Source organism: Laedolimicola ammoniilytica, assembly GCF_025567165.1.
Lineage (GTDB): Bacteria > Bacillota > Clostridia > Lachnospirales > Lachnospiraceae > Laedolimicola > Laedolimicola ammoniilytica.
Window position 1 is genome coordinate 116459 of sequence record NZ_JAOQKC010000003.1, and the last position, 26861, is coordinate 143319.

Below are 26861 nucleotides of genomic sequence, written 5' to 3' on the forward strand. Positions count from 1 at the left end.
TTTTCATGATTAACTTATACGAAGTAAAAGAGACCAACCAGATGATCGAGCAGGACAATCTGGATGTGCGTACCATCACCTTAGGCATCAGCCTGATGGACTGCATCGACTCCGACCTCGACCGCCTGAATCAGAAAGTTTATGATAAAATCACAACGGTAGCCAAGGATCTGGTAAAGGTTGGAAAAGAAATCGAATGCGATTATGGCATTCCCATTGTAAATAAGCGAATTTCCGTGACGCCCATCGCTATCATCGGCGAGGCGGCCTGCAAGAAGCCGGAGGACTATGTGACTCTGGCGGTGACTCTCGATAAGGCGGCCAAAGAGGTGGGCGTGAACTTCATCGGCGGCTACTCCGCACTGGTGTCTAAGGGCATGACCAGGGGCGAGGAGAACCTGATTCGTTCCATCCCGGAGGCCCTGGCGAAGACCGAGCGCGTCTGCAGTTCCATCAATGTGGGCTCCACAAAGACCGGCCTGAATATGGACGCGGTACGCCTGATGGGTGAAATGGTGGTACAGACTGCGGAATACACCAAGGAGCAGGATTCCCTCGGCTGTGCGAAGCTGGTAGTGTTCTGTAACGCGCCGGATGACAACCCGTTTATGGCGGGTGCGTTCCACGGCGTAACCGAGGCCGACGCCATCATCAACGTGGGCGTCAGCGGCCCGGGTGTCGTAAAACATGCATTGAGTAAAGTACGTGGCGAAAGCTTCGAGGTGCTCTGTGAGACGATTAAGAAGACTGCGTTTAAGGTAACCCGTGTGGGCCAGCTGGTAGCTCAGGAGGCTTCCAGACGTCTGGGTATTCCCTTTGGCATCATCGACCTTTCCCTGGCTCCGACGCCGGCCATCGGTGACAGTGTGGCGGAGATCCTGGAGGAGATCGGTCTGGAGCGCTGTGGCGCGCCGGGAACCACGGCGGCCCTGGCCCTGTTAAATGATCAAGTTAAGAAGGGCGGCGTCATGGCGTCCTCCTATGTGGGCGGCTTAAGCGGAGCTTTCATTCCGGTCAGCGAGGATCAGGGCATGATCGATGCGGTGACGGCGGGTGCGCTGACCATCGAGAAGCTGGAGGCTATGACCTGTGTCTGCTCCGTAGGCCTCGACATGATCGCCATTCCGGGCGATACAAAGGCCAGCACCATCTCCGGCATCATTGCCGACGAGATGGCCATCGGCATGATCAATCAGAAGACCACGGCAGTCCGTCTGATTCCTGTCATTGGCAAGGGTGTAGGCGAGACGGTAGAATTTGGCGGTCTCTTAGGCTATGCGCCGATTATGCCGGTGAACCAGTTCTCCTGCGAGGCTTTCGTGAGCCGTAAGGGACGGATTCCGGCGCCGATTCATTCGTTTAAGAACTAAGGAAAAGAAAAAGGATACGGCGCAGAGTTTAGGTTCTGCGCCGTGTTTTGTCCGGAAGGGCAGAATAAAAGGAGCGTATGGATGAAAAAATATAAACATCTGGTATTTGATATTGACGGAACCATGATAGATTCCCTCCCGGTACATATGGTATCGCTCATAAAGACCCTGCGGGAGATAACGGGAAGGGAATATACCGAGGAGGAGCTGAAATTTACCTTTGGTATCCCGGGCGACGCAACGATGCGGCAGCTGGGTATTTCGGATCCGGATGCGGCGGTGGAGCGCTGGCTTGACAATCTGGTGGAAGCAGGCAGCAAGGATATCCCGCTGTTTCCGGGAATCCGGGAGCTTTTGGAAAAGCTACAGGAAAAAGGCGTTCATCTGGGAATTGTGACATCAAAAATGCGAAGTGAGTATATTGCCCAGTTTACGGCCAATGGACTGCTTCCATTTTTTGACAATGTGGTAACAGCCGACGATACGCCCAAGGGCAAGCCGGATCCGGCGCCTATGTTCGCTTACATGAAAATGACCGGAGCTGCACCGGAGGAGATTCTGTTCTTCGGGGATACGGTTTACGATATGGATTGCGCCCGGGGCGCGGGAGTCGATCACGCGCTGGTGCTCTGGGGCTGTCTCTGCCCGGATGAGATCGAGGCTACCTACAAGATGGAAAAGGTAGAGGACATTCTGGATTTTGTATAGAGCGAAAAAAGGAGCGGCTTTATGAAAACCGTCGGAATCATTGCGGAGTATAATCCGTTTCACAAGGGACATGCTTATCAGCTTCGGAAAGCGAAGGAGCTTTCCGGGGCTGATTTTGCTGTCGTGGTCATGAGCGGCGATTTCGTCCAGCGGGGAGGTCCGGCTCTGACGGACAAATACCTGCGGGCAGAGATGGCTTTGCGCTCTGGTGCGGATCTGGTACTGGAGCTGCCGGCCGTATACGCCACAGGCAGTGCGGAGACTTTCGCCCGGGGTGCGGTGAGCGTGCTGGAAGCGTTATCTTTTGTGGATGCGCTCTGCTTTGGAAGTGAGGCGGGCGAGCTTTCGGAGCTCCTGCCCTGTGCCCGGCTTTTTGAGGAGGAGCCGCCCCTTTACCGGGCATGTCTTCAGGGATATCTGAGACAGGGGTTCAGCTTTCCGGCAGCCAGAAGCCGGGCAGCGGAGGAGTACCGGAACAGCACCGAGCGGATTCTCCCCTGTTCCGCCGACGACGCGGACTGCCGCCGGGCGGCGTCCGTCCTGGATTCTCCAAATAATATCCTGGGCATAGAATATCTGCGGGCCCTGCTTCATAAGAAAAGCAGGATAGAGCCTTTGACGCTTCGAAGGGAAGCGGCCGGATATCATGAGCTGACCCTGGATACGGAGATGGCCTCCGCTTCAGCTATCCGGAATGCGGTGGCAGGTGCTGACAGCGTCGATAGGGTATCCCTCGATCCGGTGGTGGCTGCGCAGCTTCCGGAGGCTTCCACAGAGCTTCTGACAGGGGCGATGCAAAGAGGAGAGACCATTTCCCTGGATGATTTTTCGCCCCAATTGTTCTATCGGCTGCTGAACGCCTCCCAGGCGGAGCTGGCGGCCATGCAGGACGTGGGAGAGGAGCTGGCGGCCCGGATTTATAAAAAACGCCTGGCTTTTACGACGGCAGAGGAGTTCGCAGATCGGATCAAGACCCGCCAGGTGACCCATACGCGGGTGACGCGGGCGCTGTGCCATATCTTACTGGGCTTTTCGGAGAAAGGGCTGGAGGAGAAAAAGGCGGCGGATTATCCGGTGTATCTGCGGGCGCTGGGCTTCCGGAAGAGCGCCGGGGAGTTGCTTTCGGCCATCAAGCGAGAGAGCAATTCGCCCCTCCTGGTGAAGGCAGCAGACGCGGGAAAGCTTATGAGGGCGGAGCAGCTTACACTGTTTGAACAGGATGTGGCGGCGGCCCATGTCTATGAGTCCGCCGTAGCCCTGAAGACCGGGCGTCCGCTGAAGAATGAATATACACGGAGTCCGGTGATTCTGCCGTGACGGAGACAGAGACCCGTCTGGCTGCGTCAGAAAGCCGGACATAAGAACTGTGGATAAAGGTGACTACAGAAAGAACAGGGGGGACTGCTTGGAGAATGCAGCGTTGTATAGAAAAAACAGTATCAGCAGAATATGACGGTTCTACCTTGCAGCATTTCCTGCGGGAAGGCATGGGGCTCACCAGGAAGGAAATCAGCCGGGCTAAATTTCTGCCGGATGGCATCTGTGTGGACGGAGAGCGGAAAAAGGTGACGACCCGGGTTCAGGCCGGCCGGCTGGTAAAAGTGCGGACGGAAAGGGAAGATGCAGTAAGCGCCCACCTGGAAGCTTCGGACGTAGCGCTGGAAATTCTGTACGAGGATGCGGATGTGCTGGTGGTCAATAAGCCAGCGGGAATCTCGGTGCATCCCTCTGGCAGGCAGACCTTCCTGGCAGACACGCTGGCGAACCGCTTGGTGTCTTATCTGCGAAAAAAAGGCGAGGAAGGAGTTATACGTATCGTGGGCCGCCTGGACCGGGATACCTCCGGCGTGGTGCTGGCGGCGAAGAACCGGACAGCGGCGGCGAGACTCATGCGGCAGCGGGAGGAGGGAAAACTCCGTAAGACCTATTTGGCGCTGACCGATGGCATTCCGAAGCCGGAGCGGGGCAGCATCTGCAAATCGCTCCGACCGAATCCGGCGGATAAGACCCGGATGCAGGTGTGCCCGTCAGGGGATGCGCAGGGAAAGTACGCGAAGACCTGTTACGAGGCTGTAAAAAAATGGGAATCTGAAAATACTGCCTTTGTAAAGCTGCAGCTGGAGACGGGCCGTACTCATCAGATCCGGGTGCATATGCAAAGCATCGGCTGCCCGCTTAAGGGAGATCCGCTGTACGGGAAAGCGGACAGCGGCCACGGGATAACCCGAACGGCTCTCCACGCCGCCATGCTGGATTTCTGCCAGCCCTTCACCGGGGAGCCCCTTCACATGGAAGCGGCGCTCCCGAAAGACATTGCCAGATTCATGGCGGATGTGTTAGAATAGCCATAGTCTTCCGGTCTGCCCGGAGGGCATTACATAGAAAGTGAGAACTTATGGGAAAATCTTTATATATCGCAGAGAAGCCCAGCGTGGCACAGGAATTCGCCAGGGCGCTGGGGCTTCAGACTGCCAGAAGGGACGGCTATCTGGAGGGTGAGGACGCCATCGTGACCTGGTGCGTGGGGCATCTGGTGACCATGAGCTATCCGGAGGTCTACGACGGGCGCCTGAAAAAATGGAGTCTGTCCACCCTGCCGTTCCTGCCGAAGGAATTCAAGTATGAGGTCATTCCCTCGGTGAAAAAGCAGTATACGATTGTCAGCGGCCTTCTGAACCGGCCGGACGTGGAGATCATCTACGTCTGTACCGACTCGGGGCGGGAAGGAGAATATATCTACCGTCTGGTGGAACAGATGGCTGGCGTTAAAGGAAAAAAGCGTCGTAGGGTCTGGATCGATTCCCAGACAGAAGAGGAGATCTTACGCGGCATCCGGGAGGCGAAGGATCTGTCGGAATACGATAATCTGGCCAGCGCCGCCTATCTCAGGGCCAAAGAGGACTATCTGATGGGGATTAATTTTTCCCGCCTCTTAAGTCTCAAATATGGCGACACCATTTCCAATTACCTGAATACCCGTTACACAGTCATTTCCGTGGGACGGGTCATGACCTGCGTGCTGGGCATGGTGGTGCGGAGAGAACGGGAGATTCGGGAATTCGTGAAGACCCCCTTTTACCGGGTGCTGGGAGACTTCGGGCTCCATGGCCGCAGCTTTGAGGGCGAATGGCGGGCCGTATCGGGTTCTGCCTACTGCGAACCGCATAAATTATATAAGGAAAATGGATATAAGAAGAAAGAGGACGCGGAAAGCTTAATCCGATTTTTGGAAGCAGAAAAGCCGGTACAGGCGGTGCTGGCTTCCATGGAGCGGAAGAAGGAGAAGAAAAATCCCCCCCTTCTGTTCAACCTGGCGGAGCTTCAGAACGAGTGTTCCCGCCGCTTTAAGTTAAGCCCCGACGAGACCCTACGGGTGGTGCAGGAGCTTTATGAAAAAAAACTGGTGACCTACCCCCGAACCGACGCTCGCGTGCTTTCCAGCGCCGTGGCGAAAGAAATCTACAAGAACATCGGGGGATTGCGCTCCTATGGAAAACTTTCGGAGTATGCGAACGAAATCCTGAATGGCACAGCCTGGAAGGGCATTGCAAAGACCCGCTATGTAAATGATAAGCAGATTACTGACCACTATGCCATTGTGCCGACTGGTCAGGGCCTTTCGGCGCTTCGAAGTCTGAATCCGGTGTCGGAGCAGATTTACGAGGTCATTGCCCGGCGTTTTCTGGCTATCTTTTATCCGGCGGCTGAGTACCAGAAGATGCAGCTGGTGATCGAGGTACGGGGTGAGCGATTTTTCTCAGGCTTCAAGGTGCTGCTGAACGAGGGATATCTGAAAGTGCTGCCCCAGGGCCTGTCGGAAGCCGCGAAGAAAAAAGCTGACGCGGAAAATGAGGAGACCGAGGATGTACGGGTGGACGCGGAATTTTTGGAGCTCCTAAAGCATCTGAAAAAAGGTGATTCTGTGGAGGTCAGCGGCTTTCATATCAAGGAGGGGGAGACTTCCCCGCCCAAGCGCTACAATTCCGGCTCCATGATTCTGGCCATGGAAAATGCGGGCCAGCTCATTGAGGACGAGGAGCTGCGGGCTCAGATCAAGGGCAGCGGCATTGGCACCAGCGCCACCCGGGCCGAGATCCTGAAGAAGTTAGTCAATAATAAGTATATTGCCCTGAATAAAAAGACCCAGATCATTACGCCGACCCTTTTAGGGGAAATGATTTTCGACGTGGTGCGGGCGTCCATTTACGGGCTTCTGAATCCGGAGCTGACTGCCAGCTGGGAGAAAGGCCTGACCCAGATGGCTGAGGGAACCATTACAGAAGATTATTACATGCAGAAGTTGGAAAAGTATATTACGGACAAGACGCAGGCAGTGCTTGCTGCCGATTACCGGAGAGCCCTGCGCCCCTGTTTTGACGCGTCCGCCCGTTTTTATAAAACCCAGAAAAATGTGAAAAAGGAGACGAAAAAGAAATGAAAGCATTGGAAGTAAAAGAACTGTATACCTTAAGTGAGACTTTAGCTGCGCCCCTTCTTGAGAGCGTCACCTATCCCTGGGAGGCTCTGCCGAAGATCCACGATTTTATTCTGAAGCTTGGCGAGAGCTTAAACGAGGAAGAGTACGAGAAACGCGGAGAGAATATCTGGATTGCCCGCTCTGCCAAGGTGGCTCCCACTGTGTCCATCACCGGTCCCTGCATCATTGGAAAGGATACCGAGGTACGCCACTGTGCCTTTATCCGTGGAAATGCCCTAGTGGGAGAGGGAGCCGTAGTCGGCAACTCTACAGAGCTGAAAAATGTGATCCTGTTCAACAAGGTGCAGGTTCCCCATTACAATTATGTGGGCGATTCCATCCTGGGTTACAAGGCCCATATGGGCGCAGGATCCATCACCTCCAATGTAAAATCAGATAAGAAACTGGTGAAGGTCCACACTCTCGAGGGCGATATTGAGACCGGCATCAAGAAGTTCGGCGCTATGCTGGGCGATGAGGTGGAGGTGGGCTGCGGCTCTGTCCTGAATCCTGGAACGGTCATCGGAGCGCACACCAACATCTATCCGCTGTCCTCCGTGCGCGGCGTGGTAGCGGCCAACTCTATCTATAAGAAGCAGGGTGAGGTTGCCGAAAAGCATGAATAAGACAGATCATGGCGGGCTGCTTTCGGGAAGTACCCTGAAGTGGCTTGCCATTCTCCTGATGCTCATCGACCATGTGGGAGCGAGCCTTTTGGAGGTCTTTGTCCTGAACGGCTACAGCAATTCCCCGCTGGCCGGACTTACAGGAAATGTGGATTTCTGGTGGAAGGTGGATCGCGTTCTGCGCTATATTGGTCGTTCCGCCTTTCCGATTTTCTGCTTTCTACTGGTGGAGGGCGCAGTGCATACCAGGGATATCCGGCGCTATGCAGGAAGAATGATAGCATTTGCGTTTGTCTCGGAGCTCCCCTTTGATCTGGCCTTGCGAAATCATTTTCCATGGTGGGCGCACCAGAACGTATTCTTTACCCTGGCGTTGGGACTGTCTGCCATTCTGGTCTTTCAGCGAAGCGCCGGGAGAGAGTGGCGCGGCCTGGCGGCTCTGGGCGCAGCGGCGATTCTGGCGGAAGTCTGCAAAACCGACTACGGCGCCACCGGCGTGCTGGTCATCACGCTGATGTACCTGTTGCGGGAGAACCGTGCCGCGGCCCTGGCGGTCTCTTATGTCCTGCTGGCCGTTGGCGGCAGCATAGAACTTTACGCTCTGCCCGGCTTCCTGGCCCTGCTTCTCTATAACGGAAAGCGTGGCCGTCAGCCCAAGCGCTTTTTCTATTGGTTTTATCCGGTGCATCTGCTGGCGCTGTGGGGAATAGGAAATTTTGTCCTGCCATACGTGATTGAAAAAATCTGACATTCTAAAAGAGCATATTTGAGAGAAAAGCCTGTCGAAGGGAAATATTGCTTCGACAGGCTCTTTGTAGATTATAAATGAAACTCTGAAAAAAGTGATTCCCGATATCCAGGGTCTTCTGTGACACGTTTGATATCAGCGATACGATTGCTGTCAAGCAGCTTCCCAATGAGAGTAGATAGACGGGAAATACCTTCCTCAAGGCCTTTCTGCTCTCGAGCTTCCAATCTGCTTGCAAATAATTCTTCCAATGCTTCGCACATAGATGCTTCATCTCCTTCATTTAATGAATTAGCACGGATAACCGCGTTCATGAAGGTCTTGTACACGGGGTCATCCTCATGGGGCTTATAGGCAAGACCGAGCTCCTCAAGAGGCATATCTTTTGTAATGTGATTTGTCAGGCAATGTAGCCAAAGATACCTGTTAGGCGGCAACTGCGGTAAGACAATCAGTTGAACCGGAAACAGTCCTATGTGTATATAATATAATCCATCAATGATTTTTTCAACAGGATCTTTTGTGACTTTCATAAAATTTTTTCGGATATAAGCGAAAAGCTTTTTAGGGTAGCGGTGTGTGATCAGGGTGAGGGTGACTTGCTCTACTGCTTTCGACTGATTTAAAAAGTCAGGAAAACTGCATACATAGGACAGTGCCTTGAAAAAATTGGAAATATTCATGGATTCATGGGGTCCTTTATAGTCAACCAGGTTATAAGTACGAAAAAATCTGGCAATCGGTGAACCAATGGAGGGACTGCCTGGAATTTTTTGGATTAGGCAGTCAACACGACGCGGTCCTTCATTTAATGGGAATTCTGGAAGATAAGTAAGAATATCACTGGTATGCGCCAATTCAATCTGAAGTCCGGATACAATTGCAGCATGCCAGTTAATGCGTGGTTTGGATTTAGATGAGTTCATAGAATAAACGGGCGCCTCCCTGGGGTAAAGTTTCAAAATTCATTTGGGGCTATTGCACAGGTGCACGAAAATGCTTCTTGAATGATTAGATAGTAACATAAAAAATTCAAAAGTGCAACACTTACGCAACAAATAATTGACAAAGCAACAAAAATGATATAAGATAAAAATGTAAACAGATTTATAGAGGACAGAAAGATGGAAATAGATAAGAGCTTAGTGGAACTGAAAGATATCTCTGAGAAAGAAAACCAAGATGATTTTAAAAAACGACTTATGAGGTATATGGAATTGTTGGCAGGCTACCGCAAATATAAAGAACCAGATAGAGAACAGGTGGCAGAACTGGTGGTCCAGGCAAAAGGGGATCGGAGTATGAGACAATTTGCCGCTGATATAGGAGTAAATGTCTCCACTTTATCACGGGTTATAAATCAGAAGACGAGTACAGCAAATTCAGATGAACTGATGGCTAAAATTGCGGCGGGCGCGGATTCTTACGCGGATTTCAGTTTTGAGAGAATTATGGATGCAAATGGGAAAATCGAAGCTGATGCGAGAAAAACTGCAGAAGCGGAAGAATATATTCAAAAATGTAAGCAAATATTATTGACAGGATTGATTGGCCGGGGATATTCCGTAAAAGAAGTAACGCAGGAGGTTCCAATGTGTGATTGGATCTTACAGACCGATGCAGTTGGCAGAGGAGAAGGGCGTTGGGGATTTGAATTCAAAAAGCTGACAAGCTTTGGTGATCATAGCGGGATGCCGACGGGTTCAGGAAAGACAAGAAGGGCCATCGATCAGATTTTTGTGGGATTTTATACCGGTAAACTAAAGGTTGATAAGATGTCCCTGATTGTCGACAGAGCTGTGATTTATGAGCAGACGAAAAATATCTTGGAACAGTATGTGATTCCAGATGAAGTTTCACTTATTTTGCTTAAGGGCAATGGCGAATTTGAAGAATATGTAGTACCGATGAAAGATAATAACGAAAAGACGGTGTTTTGAATAAAGAAGAAAAGAGATAAAGAATCAGCGCTTGTTGGACATAAGAAAGCTTCCAACAGGCGCTGATTTTTTACTTTACAGGAAATTGCTTTCCTGTAAAGTAAAAAACACTCCGCGAGGATGCGCACTGCGGCGGATAAGGTAGATGTCACAAGCGACCGCCGCAGGCGCGAGAATGTGCCAAGGCACATTCTTTGTTATTACGCTTCAAAGATATAGGCAGCTTCAAAGCCTTCCCGTACCGCCGTAGCGATTCGGCCGCCCCTGCGGGCGTCGCCAACAATATGTACCTGCGGGCAGCAGGACTCGAAGCTTTCGGCCAGAGCGGAGCGCGGGCGCACACCCAGGGCCAGAACCACGGAGTCTGCGGGGATCACTACGGTGCTGTGATCGTCGATCTTTTCCATCGTTACGGTCTTTTCTTCAATGGAAAGGAGCTTGTGGCCGGTGTAGATGCCCGGGTTGTGGGGCAGGATACGGCTGAGCTCATCGTTCCGGATTGCGCCGAAGATGCCCGGGCCCATCTCAGAAGCCATTTCCACGATGGAGACGGAGAGACCGCGGCTTAAGAGCATTTCGGAGGTCTCGAGGCCGGTCAGGCCGGAACCGATGACAGCCACCTGTCCGGTCGGATTCGCTTTGCCGGTCAGGACATCTTCCGCGGTGCAGACATGATTCTGCTGCATGCCCGGCAGGGGCGGAATTACAGGCTCCGCGCCGCAGGCAACTACGATGCCCACCGGGTTCAGAGCGCTTACCAGCTCCGGAGTAGCGGCAGTGTCGAGACGGACTTCTACGCCCAGATGGCGGATCTGGGTCTCCATGGTTTCGGAAAGACGGGTCAGTTTATCCTTAAAAGCAGGCTTGTCGGCCACGTTCAGAGTACCGCCCAGTTTCGCCTCCTTCTCAAAGAGAACCACATGGAACTGACGCAGTGCCAGCACCCGTGCGGCCTCCATACCGGCGGGGCCGCCGCCCACGACGACAGCCGTCTTGCCGGCGCCGTCCTTGCGGATATGGGAAAATACATCCTCTCTTGCGGTGCGGGCGTTGATAGCGCAGCGGATCGGTAGTCCCTGACCCAGTACGCGCTCCCGGCAGTAGAGACAGCCGATACACTTGCGAATCTCATCCGCATGGCCTGCTTTAGCCTTGTTCATGAAATCCGGATCCGCCAGCTGGGAACGTCCCAGACCCACGAAATCACAGACGCCTTCCTCCAGAAGAGACTCCGCGAAATCCGGATCCTTGATGGTGTTGGTGGCAATGACCGGGATGTGAAGAACTTCTTTATAAGCCTTGGCTACATGCTTCTTCCAGCCGGCCTGATAGGAGAAGGGCTCGCAGTTGGCGTCGCCGTTCCGTGCGCTTCCGTTGCTGATGTTGATGGCGTCGATGCCGCAGCCTTCCAGGTATTTGGCGATCTCCAGACCGTCCTCCAGGGTCAGAAAGCCGTCCACAGGAGTCATCTCATCGCCGCACATGCGGACGAGAATCGGGAAACGGGGTCCCAGCTTGGCCCGGATACCGGCGATGATTTCTGCGATGAAGCGGCAGCGGTTTTCCACGCTTCCGCCGTACTCGTCGGTTCTGCGATTATAATATTTGCTGAAGAACTGGGCAATCAGGTAGCCATGGGCTCCGTGAAGCTCCACGCCGTCGTAACCGGCCTTTTGGCAGCGAACTGCAGCGTCGATGAATTTCTGCTCGATGCGCTTGATATCTTCCAGGGTCATTTCCTTCGGAACCGGCCGTCCGTCCGCAATGGGAACGGCGCTGGGAGCCAGGTTCTGGCGTCCGGTAAAGTTCGGGTTGGAGGTGGCGCCGCCGTGGTGAATCTGAGCCACGATCTTGCAGCCGTAGAGATGAACCGCGTCGGTCAGCTTCTCCATTTCCGAGATATGGTAATCCCGGGCGATACGCAGGTTGTGGATGGACGGGATACTGTCTACATCATCCACGCCGGTGTATTCGTTGATGATCATGCCGATGCCGCCCTTGGCCCGCTCCTGATAGTAGCGGATCTGTCTGGGAGTGACGATGCCATCCTTGTCGGCCATATCGGTGGCCATAGGCATCATGACGCCGCGGTTTTTCAGAACCAGGGTTCCGATGCGGCCTTTTTCAAATAATTTTTCATAACTCATGGTATGTATTCCTTTCTTTTTTAAAGTGATAGCAGAGAAAACTAACAGTTTCCGCGCAGTACGCTGGAAGAAATTCCTTTTAACATGTTCCGGTCGATGCTCTTTAAGGCTTTTACCAGGGTATCCAGTTCTTCCTTTGTGGTAAATGCGCTTAAGCTGACCCGGACAGTACCGTCGAACTCCTGATCCTTCAGGTGTTTATGGATGCGGGCGGCGCAGTGGTGACCGGCCCGGACGGCGATATCCCATTCTTTGTCGAGAATTGCGCCTACTTCATTGGCCCGGAATCCGTCGAGATTCAGGGAGATAACGCCTGCCTGAAGGGTGGGATCCGGCGCGCAGTAGAGGTGCAGTCCCGGAATCTCCCGAAGCTGTGGAATCAGATATTCCATCAGATCATCCTCGATTTTTTTCGGCTTCGCAGTTTTCAGCCACTGGAGAGAAGCCTGCAGGCCTGCGATGGCGGGAGTGTCCATGCTGCCGCACTCCATTTTCTCGGGCATATAGCGGGGCATATCTTCACTTAAGGACTTCATGCCGTTGCCTCCTGCCAGAAGCTCTTCAAGGTCGACGCCGGTTTTCAGAAGAAATCCGCCGATGCCAAAAGGCGCGTAGAGCGTCTTGTGACCGGCAAAGGTAATAGCGTCCGCTTTAAGATACGAGAAGCGCAGCTTCAGGAGTCCCATGGCCTGGGCCGCGTCCAGCAATGTGAAAGCGCCGTATTCCCTAGCCATGAGAAAGATTTCACGGGCCGGAAGGATGTAACCGGTCACATTGCTGATGGCGGAGACACTGACAAAATCCGGCGGCGTCTGCCGGAACAGCTCTTTCGTGGCCGTAAGGTCGATGGAGAGGTCATCTGAGAGCGGTAGCTCCAGTACCCGGATGCCGACATGCTTTTCCAGAAGCTTCAGGGGGCGTAATACCGCGTTGTGCTCATAAGGTGATACGTAGGCCACGGAATGTTCTGTCCATTTCTGTCCCTGAATAATCTGGTTCAGAGCGATAGTTACAGACGGCGTCAGGATGACCTGAGCCTGCTCCCTGGCGTCACATAAGCTGACCAGCTGCTCCCGTACCTCCCGAATCATAGCAGTGGCGTCCCGGGCCGCCTGATACGCGCCCCGGCCCGCGTTGACGGCCGTCGTGCGGTTGAAATGATCTACAGCGTCCCAGACACATTCCGGTTTTGGAAAGGTGGTTGCGCCATTGTCAAGATAAATCATTGCGTTCATCTCCATTAGTTTACTGATAAAAATTTACACTTTTGTGTATTAACGTAATAATGCTCTTTCGGTAGAAAGAAAGCTGCGGATCTGCCGTCGGCAAAACTACAGCTTGGTTTATTATAGCACGAAGTCCTCTAAAACGGAAGTCCTAACAGAAATACAATTTCCGGATATATTCCACCGGCATCGCCTGTCCGGTCCAACGTTCAAATGCCTTAGCGCCTTGATGGAGTAGCATGTACATACCGTTGAAGGTGTGGCAGCCTGCTTCCTTTGCGGTGCGCAGAAGCAGGGTTTCCCGGGGGTTGTAGATGACGTCGCCCACCACCAGACCCGGATGGAAGAAAGCGGGATCCGGGATCAGGGAAGCGTCTGTACGGGGAGCCATGCCTACGGAGGAGGCGTTGATGAGGACGTCGGCCTCGTCCAGACAGTGCCTGAGTGAAGTGTTGTCCTCCAGGTCAAAGAGACGGATCCGGCAGTCGCAGCGAGCGTGGATCCGTTGGATTTCCTCGGCGATTAGCTTGGTGGATGCAGAAGCGCTTCGGGCGAAGACGTCGATGAAGGCAGTGCCGTCCAGGGCTGCCTGGGCCAGAATGGCTGCCGCTGCTCCGCCGCTGCCAAGCAGGACCGCGTGCTTTCCCTCGCAGGAGAAGCCGGCGTCCCGCATGGACTGCAGAAAGCCATAGCCGTCGGTATTGTCACCAAAGAGCTGTCCGTCCCGGTTTACGACGGTATTGACTGCGCCGCTTAAAAGGGCGGAATCGGAAAGGGTATCCACCCGGTCGTACATAAGCCGTTTCAGGGGCATGGTGCAGTTCCAGCCTGTGGCCCCCAGGGTGATCAGCCCGTCAATGGCCCGCTCAAAATGCGCTTCGTCTACAGGAAAAGCCAGATACACGCAGTTGATTCCCAGTTTCTGGAAGGAAGCGTTGTGCATGGCGGGGGATATGCTGTGGGAAACGGGATTTCCCAGCAGACAAGTAAGTTTTGTAGTGCCTGTTATGTCGAAATTTTTGTCCATTTTTATACCTTTTGCTTGAAGTTGTTGGGGTTATCGTGTACACTTTTACTAAGGGTACAAAAAAATCGGAAAATTGTCAATTGCATTTTGACGGGGTTGGAATGTATGGAAAGAAAAACAATTTACGGTCAGAATTCGGGCAAATTCGACTTGCTAAAATCCCCCCGTGAGGGTATAATTGTATTAAGATTGTCATGAAATTAACACAATTTTAAGTTTGAAATAAAAGGAGGAATATGCGATGCATATGGTAGACGGAGAACACGGACATTGTCACGGACACGAGCATGACCACGATCATGAGCATTGCCATGACCACGGCCATGAGCATACCCACGATCACAGCCATGAGGGCTGTAGCTGCGGCTGCGGCGGTCACGATCATAAGCCGGGCAGTGAGCAGGAGGCGCTTCTTTCCTATATGTTAGATCATAATAAGCATCATGCGGCTGAGCTGGCAGATGTGGCAAAGAAGTTCCGCGAGGTTGGAAAGGAAGACGTGGCTGTACAGATTGAAAAGGCCATTGAGAATTTTGACAAGGGCAATCTGTATCTGAGCCTGGCACTTTCCTTGGTACAGTAATAAGGAGGCATCATTATGTGTTTGGCAACTGTATATAAGAACACGCAGGATACAGAAGAGGTTGTGCTGAAGAATGTCAGCAAGATTTACGTGGAAGGAAGTCAGGTGCGCCTGGTAGATATTATGGGCGCAGAGGTAGTGGTAGAAGGAACGATTTCCTTTGTAGACCTGACCGGTTCCGTCGTAAAGTTAAACTGCCCGTCCGCGTAAGAGGGGCAGCGGTCCGTATGGCAGGCGGACGATCAAAGTGATATCAATAATGTTGATATAGCAAAATAATGGAGGTTGGTTGAAATGACAAAGTTAACAGACATCATGAACGAGCGCATGGCGCTGTCTTTCGAGGTTTTCCCGCCGAAGACTGAGAAGGGTATGGAGAATCTTCCGGGCACGATCGAGCATCTGTGCAAGTATCAGCCGGATTACATTTCCTGTACATACGGCGCAGGCGGCGGAAATGTAGGAGCAAACCGCGAAGTATGTCAGATGATTAAGAACGCTGGCACTACACCGGTTACCCACTTTACTGTAATCAAGAATACCAAGGAAGGCATGAAGGATCAGCTGCAGCAGTACCTGAACGAGGGCGTAGATCATGTTCTGGCTCTCCGTGGAGATATTCCGCTGGGCGAGACCACTACCTGTGGTGATTTCCAGTATGCTACAGACCTTGTAAAGTTTGTACGTGATGAGTTCGGCGATAAGTTTGAGATCGCTGTAGCAGGTTCCCCGGAGGGACACATCGCATGCAGAAGCCTGGAGTCCGATATCGCGGTTCTGAAGCAGAAGCAGGACAACGGTGCTGACTACATCATGACTCAGCTTTGCTGGGATATGGAGCAGTTCAAGTACTGGCTGGACGCTATCTACTCCGCTGGTGTTACCATGCCGGTAGACGTAGGAGTTATGCCGATTCTGGATCAGGCAGCTACCATCAATATGGCACTGTCCCGCAACGGCTGTGTAATGGATCACGAGCTGTGCAAGATTATTTCCCAGAACTGGCTGTTCCCGAACCCGTTCGCAGCTAAGGACGCTGAGGGCAAGCCGTTCGATATGTTCTATGATGACAAGGTTAAGAGATTCCGCGAGGCAGGAATCGAGTACACCATCAAGCAGATCGATACCTATCGTTCTCTGGGTGTAAACGGTATCCATCTGTACGCTCTGAACAAGTGGAAAGATGTATCCGAGATCATCGACCGCGCAGGTCTGAAGACTTTAATCTAGTTACTTAAAATTGATTATTAAAATTGCGGGTGGGGCACAAACCTGCCCGCGGTAAAAGGCAGGAGAGAACAAAGATATGCCACATACAATTGCCGTAGCCGGAAAAGGCGGTGTGGGAAAAACTACACTTACAGGACTTTTAATTGAATACCTGTGCCAGAAGAAGCAGGGACCTGTTCTGGCTGTAGATGCAGATGCCAATTCCAATCTGAACGAGGTACTGGGCGTGGAGGCTGCTCCGACCCTGGGCGAGATTCGTGAGGAGATTGCAAAGGCAGAGACAGCGGGTTCCAACCCGATTCCGAAGGGAATGTCCAAGCAGGATTACGCGGAGCTCAAATTCGGAGAAGCGCTTTCCGAGCAGGACGATTATGATTTGCTGGTGATGGGTCACACACAGGGAAAGGGATGCTATTGCTTCGTCAACGGGCTCCTGACGACCCAGATTGCAAGATATGCCAAGAATTACAAATATATAGTAGTAGACAATGAAGCGGGAATGGAGCACATCAGCCGCGGAATTCTTCCGTCGGTAGATACCATTATTCTGGTCAGCGACTGCTCACGCAGAGGCGTGCAGGCGGTAGGACGTATCGCAAAGCTGATTCCGGAATGTGGACTGAAGCCCAAGTCCGTAGGACTGATTATCAATCGCGCTCCGGGTGGAGTGCTGAATGCGGGAACGAAAGAAGAGATCGAAAAACAGGGCCTTCATCTGCTGGGCGTCGTTCCTCAGGACGAGCAGGTGTTTGAGTATGACTGTGACGGCGTGCCCACAGTAAAGCTTCCGGAGGATTCTCCGGTCCGCAAGGCGCTGTACAGTATTATTGACCAGTTGGATCTTTCATAATAAATTTATGAAAATAAAAAAAGGTAGGAGGTTTATAATGGGAGATTTAAAGTTGACAACGGTGGAGGAAATGGAAGCCGCAACAGCCAGACTTCTGGAGACAGGAGCAAAGGTAGGTGCTGATGCCTGGCAGCTTCGTGTGAAGAACCAGACGCCGCACTGTAAGTTTGGTGAGCAGGGTGTCTGCTGCCGAATCTGTGCTATGGGACCGTGCCGTATTACACCGAAGGCACCGAGAGGTATCTGCGGATGTGACGTACATGGTATCGTAGGACGTAACTATCTGAAATTCACAGCAGGCGGAGCAGCTACACACTCTGACCATGGCCGTGAGATCTGCCACACCCTGTATGCTGCACAGCCGGACGGAGCTTACAAGGTAAAGGATCCGGAGAAGCTGATCCGCATCGCGAAGGAGTGGGGCGTAGAGACCGAGGGTAAGGATATCTACGATCTGGCTCATGAGATGGCAGAGACAGCTCTGATGGAGTATGGTAAGCCCTTCGGCGTACAGAGATGGCTGAAGAGAGCTCCGGAGCATACCCAGAAGCTGTGGCATGACGCTGAGATCGAGCCGAGAGCCATTGACCGAGAGGTAGCTACTTCCTTACATATGACTCATATGGGATGTTCTTCCAAGCCGGAGGCACTGGTTCGTCAGTCCTTGAGAGCAGGTCTGGCTGACGGCTGGGGCGGATCCATGTGCGGAACCGAGTTCTCCGACGTACTGTTCGGAACTCCGAAGCCCATCGATACCGAGGCAAACCTGGGCGTTATGAACGCTGACAATGTAAACATCGTAGTACACGGACATGATCCGTCACTGTCTGAGATGGTCTGTGAGTACGCAGACGATCCGGAGATGATCGCATATGCAAAGAGCATGGGCGCAAAGGGAATCACCGTATCCGGTGTATGCTGTACCTCCAACGAGGTAGCTATGCGTCGCGGTATTCCGATGGCAGGTAACTTCCTGCAGCAGGAGAACGTAGTTCTGACAGGCGCATGTGAGGCTATCGTTGTAGACGTGCAGTGTATCTTCCCGGCACTCGGCCCCCTGAGCAAGTGCTTCCATACCAAGTTTATCACCACTTCTCCCATCGCGCAGATGCCGGATTCCGATTACATCCGTTTTGATGTAGGAACCGCTGCAGAGAAGGCAAAGCAGATTGTTAAGATTGCATGTGAGAACTTCAAGAACCGTAAGCCGGATCTGGTATATATTCCGGATATGAAGCAGAAGGCAACCGTTGGATACTCTCTGGAGGCTCTGGTAAAGACTCTGGATGGTGTAACCAACTCCCAGGTAGATGTAACAGGTACCACCAAGCCGCTTATCGAGTGTATCACCTCGGGTGTTATCCGTGGTGCAGTCGCTATGGTAGGCTGTAACAACCCGAAGATTCGCCCGGACTACGCGCATATCGAGCTGATGAAGAAACTGATTGCCAACGATATCGTAGTGGTAGCATCCGGATGTTCCGCACAGGCAGCAGCAAAGGCTGGTCTGATGGACAAGGCAGCAAAGGATCTCTGCGGCGCCGGTCTGAAGAGAGTATGTGAGCTGGCAGACATCCCGCCGGTACTTCACATGGGCTCCTGTGTAGATATCAGCCGTATGATGGTTCTGGTAGCAGAGCTGGCCAAGGATTCCGGACTGAATATTTCTCAGCTTCCGGTTGTAGGCTGTGCTCCGGAGTGGATGTCTGAGAAGGCTGTTTCCATCGGTAACTACGTAGTAGCAACCGGTATCGATACCTTCCTGGGCGTTGACCCGTATGTAGCCGGTTCTTCCGAGATGGGTCAGTGGCTGACTGAGGGCGTTCGTGACTGGGTTGAAGCAGCTTATACGGTTGAGACAGACATCGAGAAGCTGGTTGACAAGATGATCGACCGTATCGAGGAGAAGAGAACCGCACTGGGAATCTAATCCGGATAAAAAGAGTAAAGAAAGAACCGGAGGGAATAGAACGTGAAAATTGCAATTACCGGAAAGGGCGGAGTCGGAAAGACGACCTTTGCAGCCACCCTTGCAAGATTATATGCGGAGGAGGGATGTACAGTTCTGGCAGCCGATGTGGATCCGGACGCGAATTTAGGTCTGGCGCTCGGTTTTCCGGAGGAGGTTCTGGACTCGATTGTTCCGATTTCCAAGATGAGAAAGCTCATCGAGGAACGGACAGGGGTAGGCCCCGGAAATGCCATGTACACGCTGAATCCCAAGGTGGATGATATCCCGGATACCTACAGCAAGACCTACAACGGAGTCAAGCTCCTGACGCTGGGTACTGTAGAGACCGGAGGGGGCGGCTGTGTCTGCCCCGAGCATGTGATGCTGAAGCGGATCTTAAGCTACTTAAGTCTTCGGAGCAAGGACGTGGTTATCATGGACATGGAAGCAGGCCTGGAGCACCTGGGCCGCGGTACCTGCGAAGGTATGGAGCAGTTTGTGGTAGTCATCGAACCCGGAGCGCGAAGCATTCAGACCTATAAGAATGTAAAACGGCTGGCCCATGACCTGGGAATTCAGACCGTTCGCGTAGTAGCCAACAAAGTCCGCGGAGCAGAGGATGAGGAGTTCATCCGCTCGAAGATCCCGGCAGAGGATTTACTTGGATTTATTCATTACAACCCGGAAGTGATAGATGCGGACCGGCAGGGCAAATCCCCCTACGATGTAAGCAAGTCCGCAAAGGAGGAGATCCGGAAGATTAAGGAAATCCTCGATCAATCGAATTAAAATTTGGAGGTAAAATACCGTGACATTATTTGATAGAGTATTCGGCGGCAACGACGCAGTTTACGGACTGACCGAGGCTGCTATCGACGGCGCAATCGCACAGTACGGAGAAGATGCGGCAGTATCTTTCCCGGACACTGCATACAGCCTTCCCTGCTACTATGCCGTAACAGGAAGCAAGGTTACCAACCTGAAAGAACTGAAGGCAGCTCTGGGAGTTGTAAAAACTCTGATGACCAGAGAGAAGAGACTGAACGACGCATTCATGAGCGGTGTTGCAACAGCTCTGTGCGCAGAGTTCATCGAGGTACTGAAGTACATGAACGGCGCAAAGCCGTACGAGGAGCCCTGCTACGGACATCTGGCAGACGCTATCATCCGTGAGCTGGGTGTACCCCTTGTAACCGGCGATATCCCGGGCGTAGCTGTTATCCTGGGAAGCGCTCCTTCTACAGAAGAAGCAGTAGAGCTGGTTAAGAGCTATCAGGCACAGGGCTGTCTGGTTACTCTGGTAGGCGGTGTTATCGATCAGTGCGTAGAGGCAGGCCTGAACATGGGCAACGCCGTACGTATCGTACCGCTTGGCAAGGACGTAACCGCAGTAATCCACGTCGTATCTGTAGCGCTTCGTGCGGCTCTGATCTTCGGTAACGTAACACCGGGCGACGCAGGCGCGCTGATGAAGTACACCATGGACCGTGTACCGGCGTTCGTAAATGCGTTCAAGCCGCTGGATGATGTTATTGTAGCTTGTGGTGCAGGCGCAATCGCTCTTGGTTTCCCGGTAGTCACCAACGAGACCGAGAACATCTTCCGTGTACCGAAGAGCCTGATCGTTCAGGAGGACGTATCCAAGTTCAACGCTACTTCTATTGAAGCAAGAGATATTAAGATTAAGGTTACCAAGATCGATATCCCGGTTTCCTTCGCATCCGCATTCGAGGGCGAGATTATCCGCCGCGGCGATATGCAGGTAGAGTTCGACGGTTCCCGTGTGGACTGCTTCGAGCTGGTTGAGGCAAAGGACGCGTCTGAGGTTGAGGACCACAAGATCGAAGTAATCGGACCGGACTTCGACGAGTTCGAGGTAGGCAGCAAGCACAGCATCGGCTACGTGGTAGAGGTTGCCGGCAAGAGCATGCAGGCTGACTTTGAGCCGGTATTCGAGCGTAAGTTCCATAACTACCTGAACTGCATCGAGGGTGTTATGCATACTGGTCAGCGTGATATGATTCGTATCCGTGTAAGCAAGAACGCTTTCGACGCAGGCTTCCGTGCAAAGCACATCGGTGAGGTTCTGTACGCAAGAATTAAGAATGAGTTTGACGCAGTTGTAGATAAGTGTCAGGTTAAGGTTATCACCGATCCGGAGCTGTGTACCAAGATGCGTCATGAGACTGCTATCCCGCTGTTTGACAAGCGTGACGACCGTCTGGCTACTCTGACTGACGAGTCTGTAGACGTATACTACAGCTGTATCATGTGCCAGGCATTCTCCCCGTCCCACGTATGCGTGGTTACTCCGGAGCGTCTGGGTCTGTGCGGTGCCGTTTCATGGCTGGACGCAAAGGCTACCAACGAGCTGGATCCCCAGGGACCCTGCCAGGTTATCACCAAAGAGAAGCCCATCGATGAGAGAATCGGTGAGTACGAGGATGTCAATGAGGCGGTTAAGCTTTACTCCCAGGGTGCTCTGGAAGAGGTTTCCCTGTACTCCATCATGGAGAAGCCGATGACCTCCTGCGGATGCTTCGAGTGTATCTGTGGTATCGAGCCGTTCTCCAACGGTGTTGTTATCACCAACCGTGAGTACGCAGGCATGACTCCGCTGGGAATGACCTTCTCCGAGCTGGCAAGTATGACCGGTGGTGGAGTTCAGACACCTGGATTCATGGGACATGGAAAGCACTTCATCTCTTCCAAGAAGTTTATGAAGGCTGAGGGCGGAATCGAGCGTATCGTATGGATGCCCAAGGAGCTGAAGGAGTCCGTAGCAGAACGTCTCAATGAGACAGCAAAAGATCTCTACGGAATTGACAACTTTACCGATATGATCGGTGACGAGACTATCGCAGAGGATCCGGAAACATTGCTGGCATTCCTTACAGAAAAAGGACATCCGGCACTTGGCATGGACCCGATGATGTAGTATAATATGTAAGATAATTGGTTTACGCATAGGGGCTGTGCCCCTATGCGTTAAAACCACGTAAAGGACAAGGAGGTAACTAAGAAATGCCGTTTACTGGAAAATCAGGAAAATTCAACGCTGCTATCCGTACCGTAGAAATCGGAACCGGAGATAAGGCAGTGAAGCTTGGCGGAGAGAATGTACTGCCGTTTTATACATTCGACGCGCCGATCGAGAATGCACCGAAGATTGGAGTTCTGATTACAGACATGGGTCTGGAGAATGAAGTTGCAGGAATCAAGGACTACTATGCAGGTGCTACAACTTTTGCAGAGATTGCAAAGAAAGCCGAAGAAATGCCTGGAGCAGATTTCGTTGTTCTCCGCTTTGAGGGAGCGGATCCGAATGGCGAAAACCGTTCCGTTGAGGATTGCGTAGCTATCGCGAAAGAGGTTGGCGACGCGATCACAGCTCCTCTTGTAATTGAGGGATGTAAGAATGTAGAGAAGGATGCAGAGCTTTTCTCCAAGGTTGCAGAAGCGCTTCAGGGAAAGAACGTACTGATCCTGTCCGCAAGAGAAGAGAACTACAAGGCAGTTGCAGCAGCAGCTGGTCTTGCTTACGGCCAGAAGGTCGGAGCAGAGTCTGCCGTAGATATCAACCTTGCAAAGCAGCTGAACGTGCTGATCGGACAGCTGGGCGTAGATCAGGCTAACGTTGTCATGAACGTAGGTTCCGCAGCAGCCGGATACGGTTTCGAGTACGTAGTTTCCACTATGGACCGTGTAAAGGCAGCAGCTCTGGCTCAGGGTGATGTACAGCTTCAGATGCCGATTATGACACCGGTAGCTGACGAGGCATGGAATGTAAAAGAGGCTATGGCTTCCGAAGCAGATATGCCGGAGTGGGGATCCCAGGAAGAGCGTGGAATTGATATGGAAGTTGAGACAGCCGCAGCAGTACTGGCATCCGGCTCCAATGCAGTAATTTTGAAACATCCGACCTCGGTTGCAACGATTTCAAAATTAATTAAAGCACTGGTTTAATCGAGGAAGGAGGAGAAATTTACCATGGCATTAAAAGGCTTGGATATTTTTAAATTAACACCGAAGACAAACTGTAAGGAGTGCGGAAGCCCGACCTGTATGGCATTTGCTATGAAGGTTGCTCAGGGCGCTGTAGAACTCAGCAAGTGTCCGCATATGTCCGAAGAAGCGCTGGCTACTCTGTCAGAGGCAACTGCTCCGCCCATGAAGACCATCAAGGTTGGTACCGGCGAGGCTGAGTACACACTGGGCGGCGAGACCGTTCTCTGCCGTCATGAGAAGACCTTTGTAAGCAAGCCGAGATACGCAGTATCCATCTGCAGCGCGGATGAGGATATCGACGCGAAGCTCGAGGCAGCTAAGAAGGTTGATTACGACCGTATCGGCGAGCGTATGCACGTTGAGATGCTGTATCTGTCCTACTGTGCGGATAAGGGCGTTGATGCTTATGTGGAGCTGATTAAGAAGGCAGCTGACTGCGGCAAGACGCTGGTACTTGACTGTACCGATGTTGAGGCAGCTAAGGCAGCTCTGGCAGTATGCAAGGACGCGAAGCCGGTTCTGGATGGCGCAGACGCTTCCAACTACGAGGCTATGAGCGCTGTCGCTACTGAGGCAGGCGTTATTCTGGGCGTTCGCGGCGCAGACATCAACGAGCTCTATGATACCACAGCAGCTCTTGAGAAGCTGGGCAATAAGAACCTGGTACTGAATGTAGGTACTGCTTCTGTTAAGGACGCGTTTGCTACCACCGTACAGATTCGTCGCGCGGCTCTGAAGGATCAGAACAGAACCTTCGGTTATCCCTCCATCGTTAACGTAGGAGCACTGGCTGCCGGAGATCCGACCATGCAGGCAGCTCTTGTTTCACTGTTTACTGTAAAATACGGTTCCATCATCGTTATGGAAGGCATGGACTATGCACAGGCTCTGCCGCTGTATGGTCTGCGCCAGAATGTATTTACCGACCCGCAGAAGCCCATGAAGGTTGAGCCGGGCATCTACCCGCTGAACGGCGGCGATGAGAATTCCGTATGTCTGACCACTGTAGACTTCGCTCTGACCTACTTCGTAGTATCCGGCGAGCTGGAGCGTTCCGGCGTTCCCTGCAACCTGATCATCAACGACGCAGGCGGACTTTCCGTACTGACTGCTTGGGCAGCTGGTAAGCTTTCTTCTACCTCTGTATCCAAGTTCATCCAGGAGAACGTAGAGCCGAAGGTTAAGTGCAGAAAGCTGATCATCCCCGGAAAGGTAGCAGTTCTGAAGGGCGATATCGAGGCGAAGCTGCCGGGCTGGGAAGTTATCGTAGCCCCCAACGAGGCAGTACAGCTTGTGAAGTTCCTGAAGGATCTGCAGGCTAACGGCGAGATCTAATTATTTTATAATAAAAGGAGAACAAAACTATGGCAAAATTTGTTACCATCGGTGAGAGACTTTCCACCACAGCACCGGCTGTAAATAAGGCATTTTCCGAGAGAGATCCGGAGCCGATCCTGAAGAGAGCAAAGCAGCAGCTGGACGCAGGCGCTACATACCTGGACGTTAATATCGGACCGGCTGAGAATGACGGACCGGAGCTGATGAAGTGGGCCGTTGAGCTGCTTCAGGGCAACTTCGACAACGTTCCGCTGGCACTGGATACTTCCAACGTAGCAGCTATCGAGGCTGGTATCTCTGTATACAACCGTGCAAAGGGTAAGCCCATCGTTAACTCCGCTGACGCTTCTGGAAGACTGGAGTACGTTGACCTGGCAGCAGCTAACGACGCTATCGTTATCGCTCTGTGCAACGGCGAGGGAATCGCTAAGGACAACGACGAGCGTATGATGTACATGCAGACTCTGATGGAGAGAGGCATGGAGCATGGTATGGACGTTGCTGAGGATATGTGGTTTGACCCGTTATTCCTGGTTATCAAGGGAATGCAGGACAAGCAGATGCAGGTTCTGGAGTTTATCAAGATGATCTCCGACATGGGCATGAAGTCCACCGGCGGTCTGTCCAATAACTCCAACGGTATGCCGAAGCACATCCGTCCGATCATGGACTCCGCTATGGTAGCTATGGCTATGATGAACGGTCTGACCTCCGCTATCGTAAACCCGAACGACTTAAGACTGATGGAGACCATCAAGTCCTGCGATATCATCAAGAACAACAATCTGTACGCAGATTCTTATCTTGAGGTTTAATTCGGATTCGAAGTCGAATAAGAGCTTAAAAAGGAGCATCTCCGGGAAACCGGGGATGCTCCTTTTGGTTACAGGGCTCCATCTGGGTTCCGGAAGGCTTGGGGCTGAGTGTGCATATGTGAGAAAAGGGTTGCCCTGACCGTCAATGTCCGTTATAATCTAAATAGAATCTGTCGGCGAAACCGGCGGCTGGAAATGGAGGAATTTTTCATGAAAAAGGTTATTACCATAGCCCGTGAATTCGGTGCAGGCGGCGGTGAAATCGGCCGGAGAGTGGCGAAGGAGCTGGGAATTGAGTTTTACGATAAGGATATCATTCTGAGAACGGCCCTGGCCAACTCGAAGCTGGATCCGGAGCTGGTGCGGAAATGGGATGAGAGAGTGCCGAAAAGCTTTGGCTTTGCCCAGAGTCTGTTTGATTTCTATAATAAGCCCCTGGACGAAGAGCTCTGGCAGGCCCAGAGAGACGCTATCCGCGAAATGGCAAATCATGAGAACTGTGTGATTGTAGGCCGGAACAGCGAGTATATCTTAAGGGAATTCGATCACTGTCTCCATGTATTCGCCCATGCCAGCTTCCAGTGGCGGGTAAAACGTATGGCGGGCAAGATGCCGGGCGTTCCCCTTTCTCAGGTGGAGAAGGATATCCGCGACGCGGACCGCTCCCGTAAGAAGAACTGCGAGTATTATACGAAGCAGATCTATGGAGATGCCCGGAACTACGATTTAACCATCAATACAGAGAAACTGGGGATTGACAAGGCGGTAGAGATGGTTCTGGATGCAGCAAAGCTTATTTAAAAAGACAGAATTTCGGGAAGACAAAAACTTTTTTGCTTGACAACAATAAAAGAAAAAATTATACTTATGAAGTGGCATCAAGGGCGGTGTATAGCAAAATACATCGCCCTTATGTTAAATATAGCCGACAGATAAGTCGGGGAAAAGGAGTGTATACATTATGAAAAAGTTACTTGTATTGGCTTTGGCTGCAAGTATGACTCTGGGTCTCGCTGCATGCGGTTCCTCCAGTTCTGACAAGGCTGCTGACACAGCGCCTGCAGAGACAACCGAAAGCGCAGACGCTGCTGAGAGCACCGGATCTGACAAAACATGGGTTATCGCAATGGATACGGTATTCCGTCCCTTTGAGTACACCGATGAGAATGGTGAGTTCGTAGGAATTGACGTGGATATCATTAAGGCAGTGGCAGCAAATCAGGGATTCAATATTGAGATTCAGAGCCTTGGCTGGGACGCTGCAGTTACCGCGGTTCAGGCAGGCCAGGCAGACGCGCTGCTGGCAGGCGCGAGCATCACAAAGGAGCGTAAGGATAGCGGATGGATTTTCTCTGATTCCTATTATGATTCTTATCAGGTATTTGCAGTGAAGGCAGACAGCGGTATCGAGAGCCTGGACGATCTGAAGGGCAAGACCATCGCGGTAAAGAACGCTACAGCAGGCGCGAATTACGCAGAGGAACTGAAGGACAAGTACGGCTTTAAGATTGATACCTACGAGGATTCACCGACCATGTATCAGGCAGTGGTACTGGGCCAGGCAGACGCTTGCGTAGAGGATAAGCCGATTATGGCGGACAACATCAAGACCGGCGGACTGGATCTGACCATCGTTGAGAGTACCGCAAGCAAGGTAGCTCCCTATGGCTTTGCTATCATGAACGAGGACAATCAGGAGCTTCTGGATATGTTCAATAAGGGACTGCAGGAGATTAAGGACAACGGAACCTACGAGGAGATTCTGAACAAGTATCTTGGCGAATAGGGATAAAAGGTGCGGAGCAGCTGCGTAGCGA

The 26861-nt window shown here is 52.2% G+C and carries 23 protein-coding genes and 1 pseudogene; 20 read left to right on the plus strand and 4 right to left on the minus strand.

The features are described 5' to 3' along the window. Positions 1-5: 5 nt before the first annotated feature. From OCV63_RS03110 to OCV63_RS03140, 7 genes are all read left to right on the plus strand, one after another. Complete coding sequence (locus OCV63_RS03110) at positions 6-1370, plus strand: PFL family protein (protein WP_158361966.1); 1365 nt, start codon at positions 6-8, stop codon at positions 1368-1370. Between the two features lie 81 nt (positions 1371-1451). Continuing rightward, positions 1452-2078 (plus strand): HAD family hydrolase, encoded by a 627-nt coding sequence (locus OCV63_RS03115; protein ID WP_158361967.1) that lies wholly within the window; start codon positions 1452-1454, stop codon positions 2076-2078. Between the two features lie 21 nt (positions 2079-2099). Next, positions 2100-3395, plus strand: coding sequence for a tRNA(Met) cytidine acetate ligase (locus tag OCV63_RS03120; protein WP_158361968.1), 1296 nt, complete (start codon positions 2100-2102; stop codon positions 3393-3395). Positions 3396-3490: 95 nt separating this feature from the next. Further along, positions 3491-4423, plus strand: a complete 933-nt coding sequence (locus tag OCV63_RS03125; RefSeq protein WP_158361969.1) for an RluA family pseudouridine synthase — start codon at positions 3491-3493, stop codon at positions 4421-4423. 50 nt (positions 4424-4473) lie between these two features. Further along, positions 4474-6516, plus strand: a complete 2043-nt coding sequence (locus OCV63_RS03130; RefSeq protein ID WP_158361970.1) for a DNA topoisomerase — start codon at positions 4474-4476, stop codon at positions 6514-6516. Beyond that, positions 6513-7181 carry an acyltransferase gene (locus tag OCV63_RS03135; RefSeq protein WP_158361971.1) on the plus strand — a complete coding sequence of 223 codons (669 nt, stop codon included), beginning with the start codon at positions 6513-6515 and terminating at the stop codon, positions 7179-7181. The genes OCV63_RS03130 and OCV63_RS03135 overlap by 4 nt, the downstream gene beginning before the upstream one ends. Then, positions 7174-7929 carry a TraX family protein gene (locus OCV63_RS03140; RefSeq protein WP_158361972.1) on the plus strand — a complete coding sequence of 252 codons (756 nt, stop codon included), beginning with the start codon at positions 7174-7176 and terminating at the stop codon, positions 7927-7929. The genes OCV63_RS03135 and OCV63_RS03140 overlap by 8 nt, the downstream gene beginning before the upstream one ends. Before the next feature lie 71 nt (positions 7930-8000). On the opposite strand, the gene OCV63_RS03145 is transcribed toward OCV63_RS03140, so the two are convergent. Continuing rightward, positions 8001-8855 carry a hypothetical protein gene (locus OCV63_RS03145; protein WP_158361973.1) on the minus strand — a complete coding sequence of 285 codons (855 nt, stop codon included), beginning with the start codon at positions 8853-8855 and terminating at the stop codon, positions 8001-8003. A 198-nt stretch (positions 8856-9053) separates the two neighbouring features. On the opposite strand from OCV63_RS03145, the gene OCV63_RS03150 reads away from it, so the two are divergent. Beyond that, entirely contained in the window at positions 9054-9869 is an 816-nt protein-coding gene (locus OCV63_RS03150) for a P-loop NTPase family protein (RefSeq protein ID WP_158361974.1), read from the plus strand. A 200-nt stretch (positions 9870-10069) separates the two neighbouring features. Here the strand turns inward: OCV63_RS03150 and OCV63_RS03155 are convergent, their stop codons facing one another. The 3 genes from OCV63_RS03155 to aroE form a co-directional block, all read right to left on the minus strand. After that, complete coding sequence (locus OCV63_RS03155) at positions 10070-12016, minus strand: NAD(P)/FAD-dependent oxidoreductase (RefSeq protein WP_158361975.1); 1947 nt, start codon at positions 12014-12016, stop codon at positions 10070-10072. Positions 12017-12057: 41 nt separating this feature from the next. Further along, positions 12058-13242: an aminotransferase class V-fold PLP-dependent enzyme gene (locus tag OCV63_RS03160; RefSeq protein ID WP_262670621.1), complete on the minus strand. Its 1185-nt coding sequence runs from the start codon at positions 13240-13242 to the stop codon at positions 12058-12060. Between the two features lie 151 nt (positions 13243-13393). Next, entirely contained in the window at positions 13394-14269 is an 876-nt protein-coding gene (gene aroE / locus OCV63_RS03165; protein ID WP_158361977.1) for a shikimate dehydrogenase, read from the minus strand. Between the two features lie 241 nt (positions 14270-14510). Between aroE and OCV63_RS03170 the strand changes: the two genes are divergently transcribed. From OCV63_RS03170 to OCV63_RS03225, 12 genes and pseudogenes are all read left to right on the plus strand, one after another. Next, positions 14511-14852, plus strand: coding sequence for a DUF8180 domain-containing protein (locus tag OCV63_RS03170; protein WP_158361978.1), 342 nt, complete (start codon positions 14511-14513; stop codon positions 14850-14852). Positions 14853-14867: 15 nt separating this feature from the next. After that, positions 14868-15062: a CooT family nickel-binding protein gene (locus OCV63_RS03175; protein ID WP_158361979.1), complete on the plus strand. Its 195-nt coding sequence runs from the start codon at positions 14868-14870 to the stop codon at positions 15060-15062. An 84-nt stretch (positions 15063-15146) separates the two neighbouring features. Beyond that, positions 15147-16082: a methylenetetrahydrofolate reductase gene (locus OCV63_RS03180; RefSeq protein ID WP_158361980.1), complete on the plus strand. Its 936-nt coding sequence runs from the start codon at positions 15147-15149 to the stop codon at positions 16080-16082. A gap of 76 nt (positions 16083-16158) precedes the next feature. Further along, positions 16159-16932: an ATP-binding protein gene (locus tag OCV63_RS03185; RefSeq protein ID WP_158361981.1), complete on the plus strand. Its 774-nt coding sequence runs from the start codon at positions 16159-16161 to the stop codon at positions 16930-16932. Positions 16933-16969: 37 nt separating this feature from the next. Further along, positions 16970-18862, plus strand: a complete 1893-nt coding sequence (gene cooS / locus OCV63_RS03190) for an anaerobic carbon-monoxide dehydrogenase catalytic subunit (RefSeq protein WP_158361982.1) — start codon at positions 16970-16972, stop codon at positions 18860-18862. 42 nt (positions 18863-18904) lie between these two features. Then, a pseudogene (locus OCV63_RS03195) lies at positions 18905-19537 on the plus strand (ATP-binding protein); the annotation flags it as partial. 154 nt (positions 19538-19691) lie between these two features. After that, positions 19692-21821 carry an acetyl-CoA decarbonylase/synthase complex subunit alpha/beta gene (gene acsB, locus OCV63_RS03200; RefSeq protein WP_158361984.1) on the plus strand — a complete coding sequence of 710 codons (2130 nt, stop codon included), beginning with the start codon at positions 19692-19694 and terminating at the stop codon, positions 21819-21821. Between the two features lie 86 nt (positions 21822-21907). After that, a complete protein-coding gene (gene acsD / locus OCV63_RS03205; RefSeq protein WP_158361985.1) occupies positions 21908-22849 on the plus strand; it encodes an acetyl-CoA decarbonylase/synthase complex subunit delta in 942 nt (313 codons plus the stop codon). 24 nt (positions 22850-22873) lie between these two features. Continuing rightward, positions 22874-24226, plus strand: a complete 1353-nt coding sequence (gene acsC / locus OCV63_RS03210) for an acetyl-CoA decarbonylase/synthase complex subunit gamma (RefSeq protein WP_158361986.1) — start codon at positions 22874-22876, stop codon at positions 24224-24226. Positions 24227-24255: 29 nt separating this feature from the next. Beyond that, complete coding sequence (gene acsE, locus OCV63_RS03215; protein ID WP_158361987.1) at positions 24256-25044, plus strand: carbon monoxide dehydrogenase/acetyl-CoA synthase methytransferase subunit; 789 nt, start codon at positions 24256-24258, stop codon at positions 25042-25044. A gap of 210 nt (positions 25045-25254) precedes the next feature. After that, on the plus strand, positions 25255-25845 hold the full coding sequence (locus OCV63_RS03220) for a cytidylate kinase-like family protein (RefSeq protein WP_158361988.1): 591 nt from the start codon (positions 25255-25257) through the stop codon (positions 25843-25845). Positions 25846-26005: 160 nt separating this feature from the next. Further along, positions 26006-26830 (plus strand): transporter substrate-binding domain-containing protein, encoded by an 825-nt coding sequence (locus OCV63_RS03225; protein ID WP_158361989.1) that lies wholly within the window; start codon positions 26006-26008, stop codon positions 26828-26830. The last annotated feature ends 31 nt before the right edge of the window (positions 26831-26861 follow it).

What these genes read in the sequence shown, in the direction of transcription:
- OCV63_RS03110 (WP_158361966.1), top strand. Translation starts at nt 6, where the DNA reads ATGATTAACTTATACGAAGTAAAAGAGACCAACCAGATGATCGAGCAG.
- OCV63_RS03115 (WP_158361967.1), top strand. Translation starts at nt 1,452, where the DNA reads ATGAAAAAATATAAACATCTGGTATTTGATATTGACGGAACCATGATA.
- OCV63_RS03120 (WP_158361968.1), top strand. Translation starts at nt 2,100, where the DNA reads ATGAAAACCGTCGGAATCATTGCGGAGTATAATCCGTTTCACAAGGGA.
- OCV63_RS03125 (WP_158361969.1), top strand. Translation starts at nt 3,491, where the DNA reads ATGCAGCGTTGTATAGAAAAAACAGTATCAGCAGAATATGACGGTTCT.
- OCV63_RS03130 (WP_158361970.1), top strand. Translation starts at nt 4,474, where the DNA reads ATGGGAAAATCTTTATATATCGCAGAGAAGCCCAGCGTGGCACAGGAA.
- OCV63_RS03135 (WP_158361971.1), top strand. Translation starts at nt 6,513, where the DNA reads ATGAAAGCATTGGAAGTAAAAGAACTGTATACCTTAAGTGAGACTTTA.
- OCV63_RS03140 (WP_158361972.1), top strand. Translation starts at nt 7,174, where the DNA reads ATGAATAAGACAGATCATGGCGGGCTGCTTTCGGGAAGTACCCTGAAG.
- OCV63_RS03145 (WP_158361973.1), bottom strand. Translation starts at nt 8,855, where the DNA reads ATGAACTCATCTAAATCCAAACCACGCATTAACTGGCATGCTGCAATT.
- OCV63_RS03150 (WP_158361974.1), top strand. Translation starts at nt 9,054, where the DNA reads ATGGAAATAGATAAGAGCTTAGTGGAACTGAAAGATATCTCTGAGAAA.
- OCV63_RS03155 (WP_158361975.1), bottom strand. Translation starts at nt 12,016, where the DNA reads ATGAGTTATGAAAAATTATTTGAAAAAGGCCGCATCGGAACCCTGGTT.
- OCV63_RS03160 (WP_262670621.1), bottom strand. Translation starts at nt 13,242, where the DNA reads ATGATTTATCTTGACAATGGCGCAACCACCTTTCCAAAACCGGAATGT.
- aroE (WP_158361977.1), bottom strand. Translation starts at nt 14,269, where the DNA reads ATGGACAAAAATTTCGACATAACAGGCACTACAAAACTTACTTGTCTG.
- OCV63_RS03170 (WP_158361978.1), top strand. Translation starts at nt 14,511, where the DNA reads ATGCATATGGTAGACGGAGAACACGGACATTGTCACGGACACGAGCAT.
- OCV63_RS03175 (WP_158361979.1), top strand. Translation starts at nt 14,868, where the DNA reads ATGTGTTTGGCAACTGTATATAAGAACACGCAGGATACAGAAGAGGTT.
- OCV63_RS03180 (WP_158361980.1), top strand. Translation starts at nt 15,147, where the DNA reads ATGACAAAGTTAACAGACATCATGAACGAGCGCATGGCGCTGTCTTTC.
- OCV63_RS03185 (WP_158361981.1), top strand. Translation starts at nt 16,159, where the DNA reads ATGCCACATACAATTGCCGTAGCCGGAAAAGGCGGTGTGGGAAAAACT.
- cooS (WP_158361982.1), top strand. Translation starts at nt 16,970, where the DNA reads ATGGGAGATTTAAAGTTGACAACGGTGGAGGAAATGGAAGCCGCAACA.
- acsD (WP_158361985.1), top strand. Translation starts at nt 21,908, where the DNA reads ATGCCGTTTACTGGAAAATCAGGAAAATTCAACGCTGCTATCCGTACC.
- acsC (WP_158361986.1), top strand. Translation starts at nt 22,874, where the DNA reads ATGGCATTAAAAGGCTTGGATATTTTTAAATTAACACCGAAGACAAAC.
- acsE (WP_158361987.1), top strand. Translation starts at nt 24,256, where the DNA reads ATGGCAAAATTTGTTACCATCGGTGAGAGACTTTCCACCACAGCACCG.
- OCV63_RS03220 (WP_158361988.1), top strand. Translation starts at nt 25,255, where the DNA reads ATGAAAAAGGTTATTACCATAGCCCGTGAATTCGGTGCAGGCGGCGGT.
- OCV63_RS03225 (WP_158361989.1), top strand. Translation starts at nt 26,006, where the DNA reads ATGAAAAAGTTACTTGTATTGGCTTTGGCTGCAAGTATGACTCTGGGT.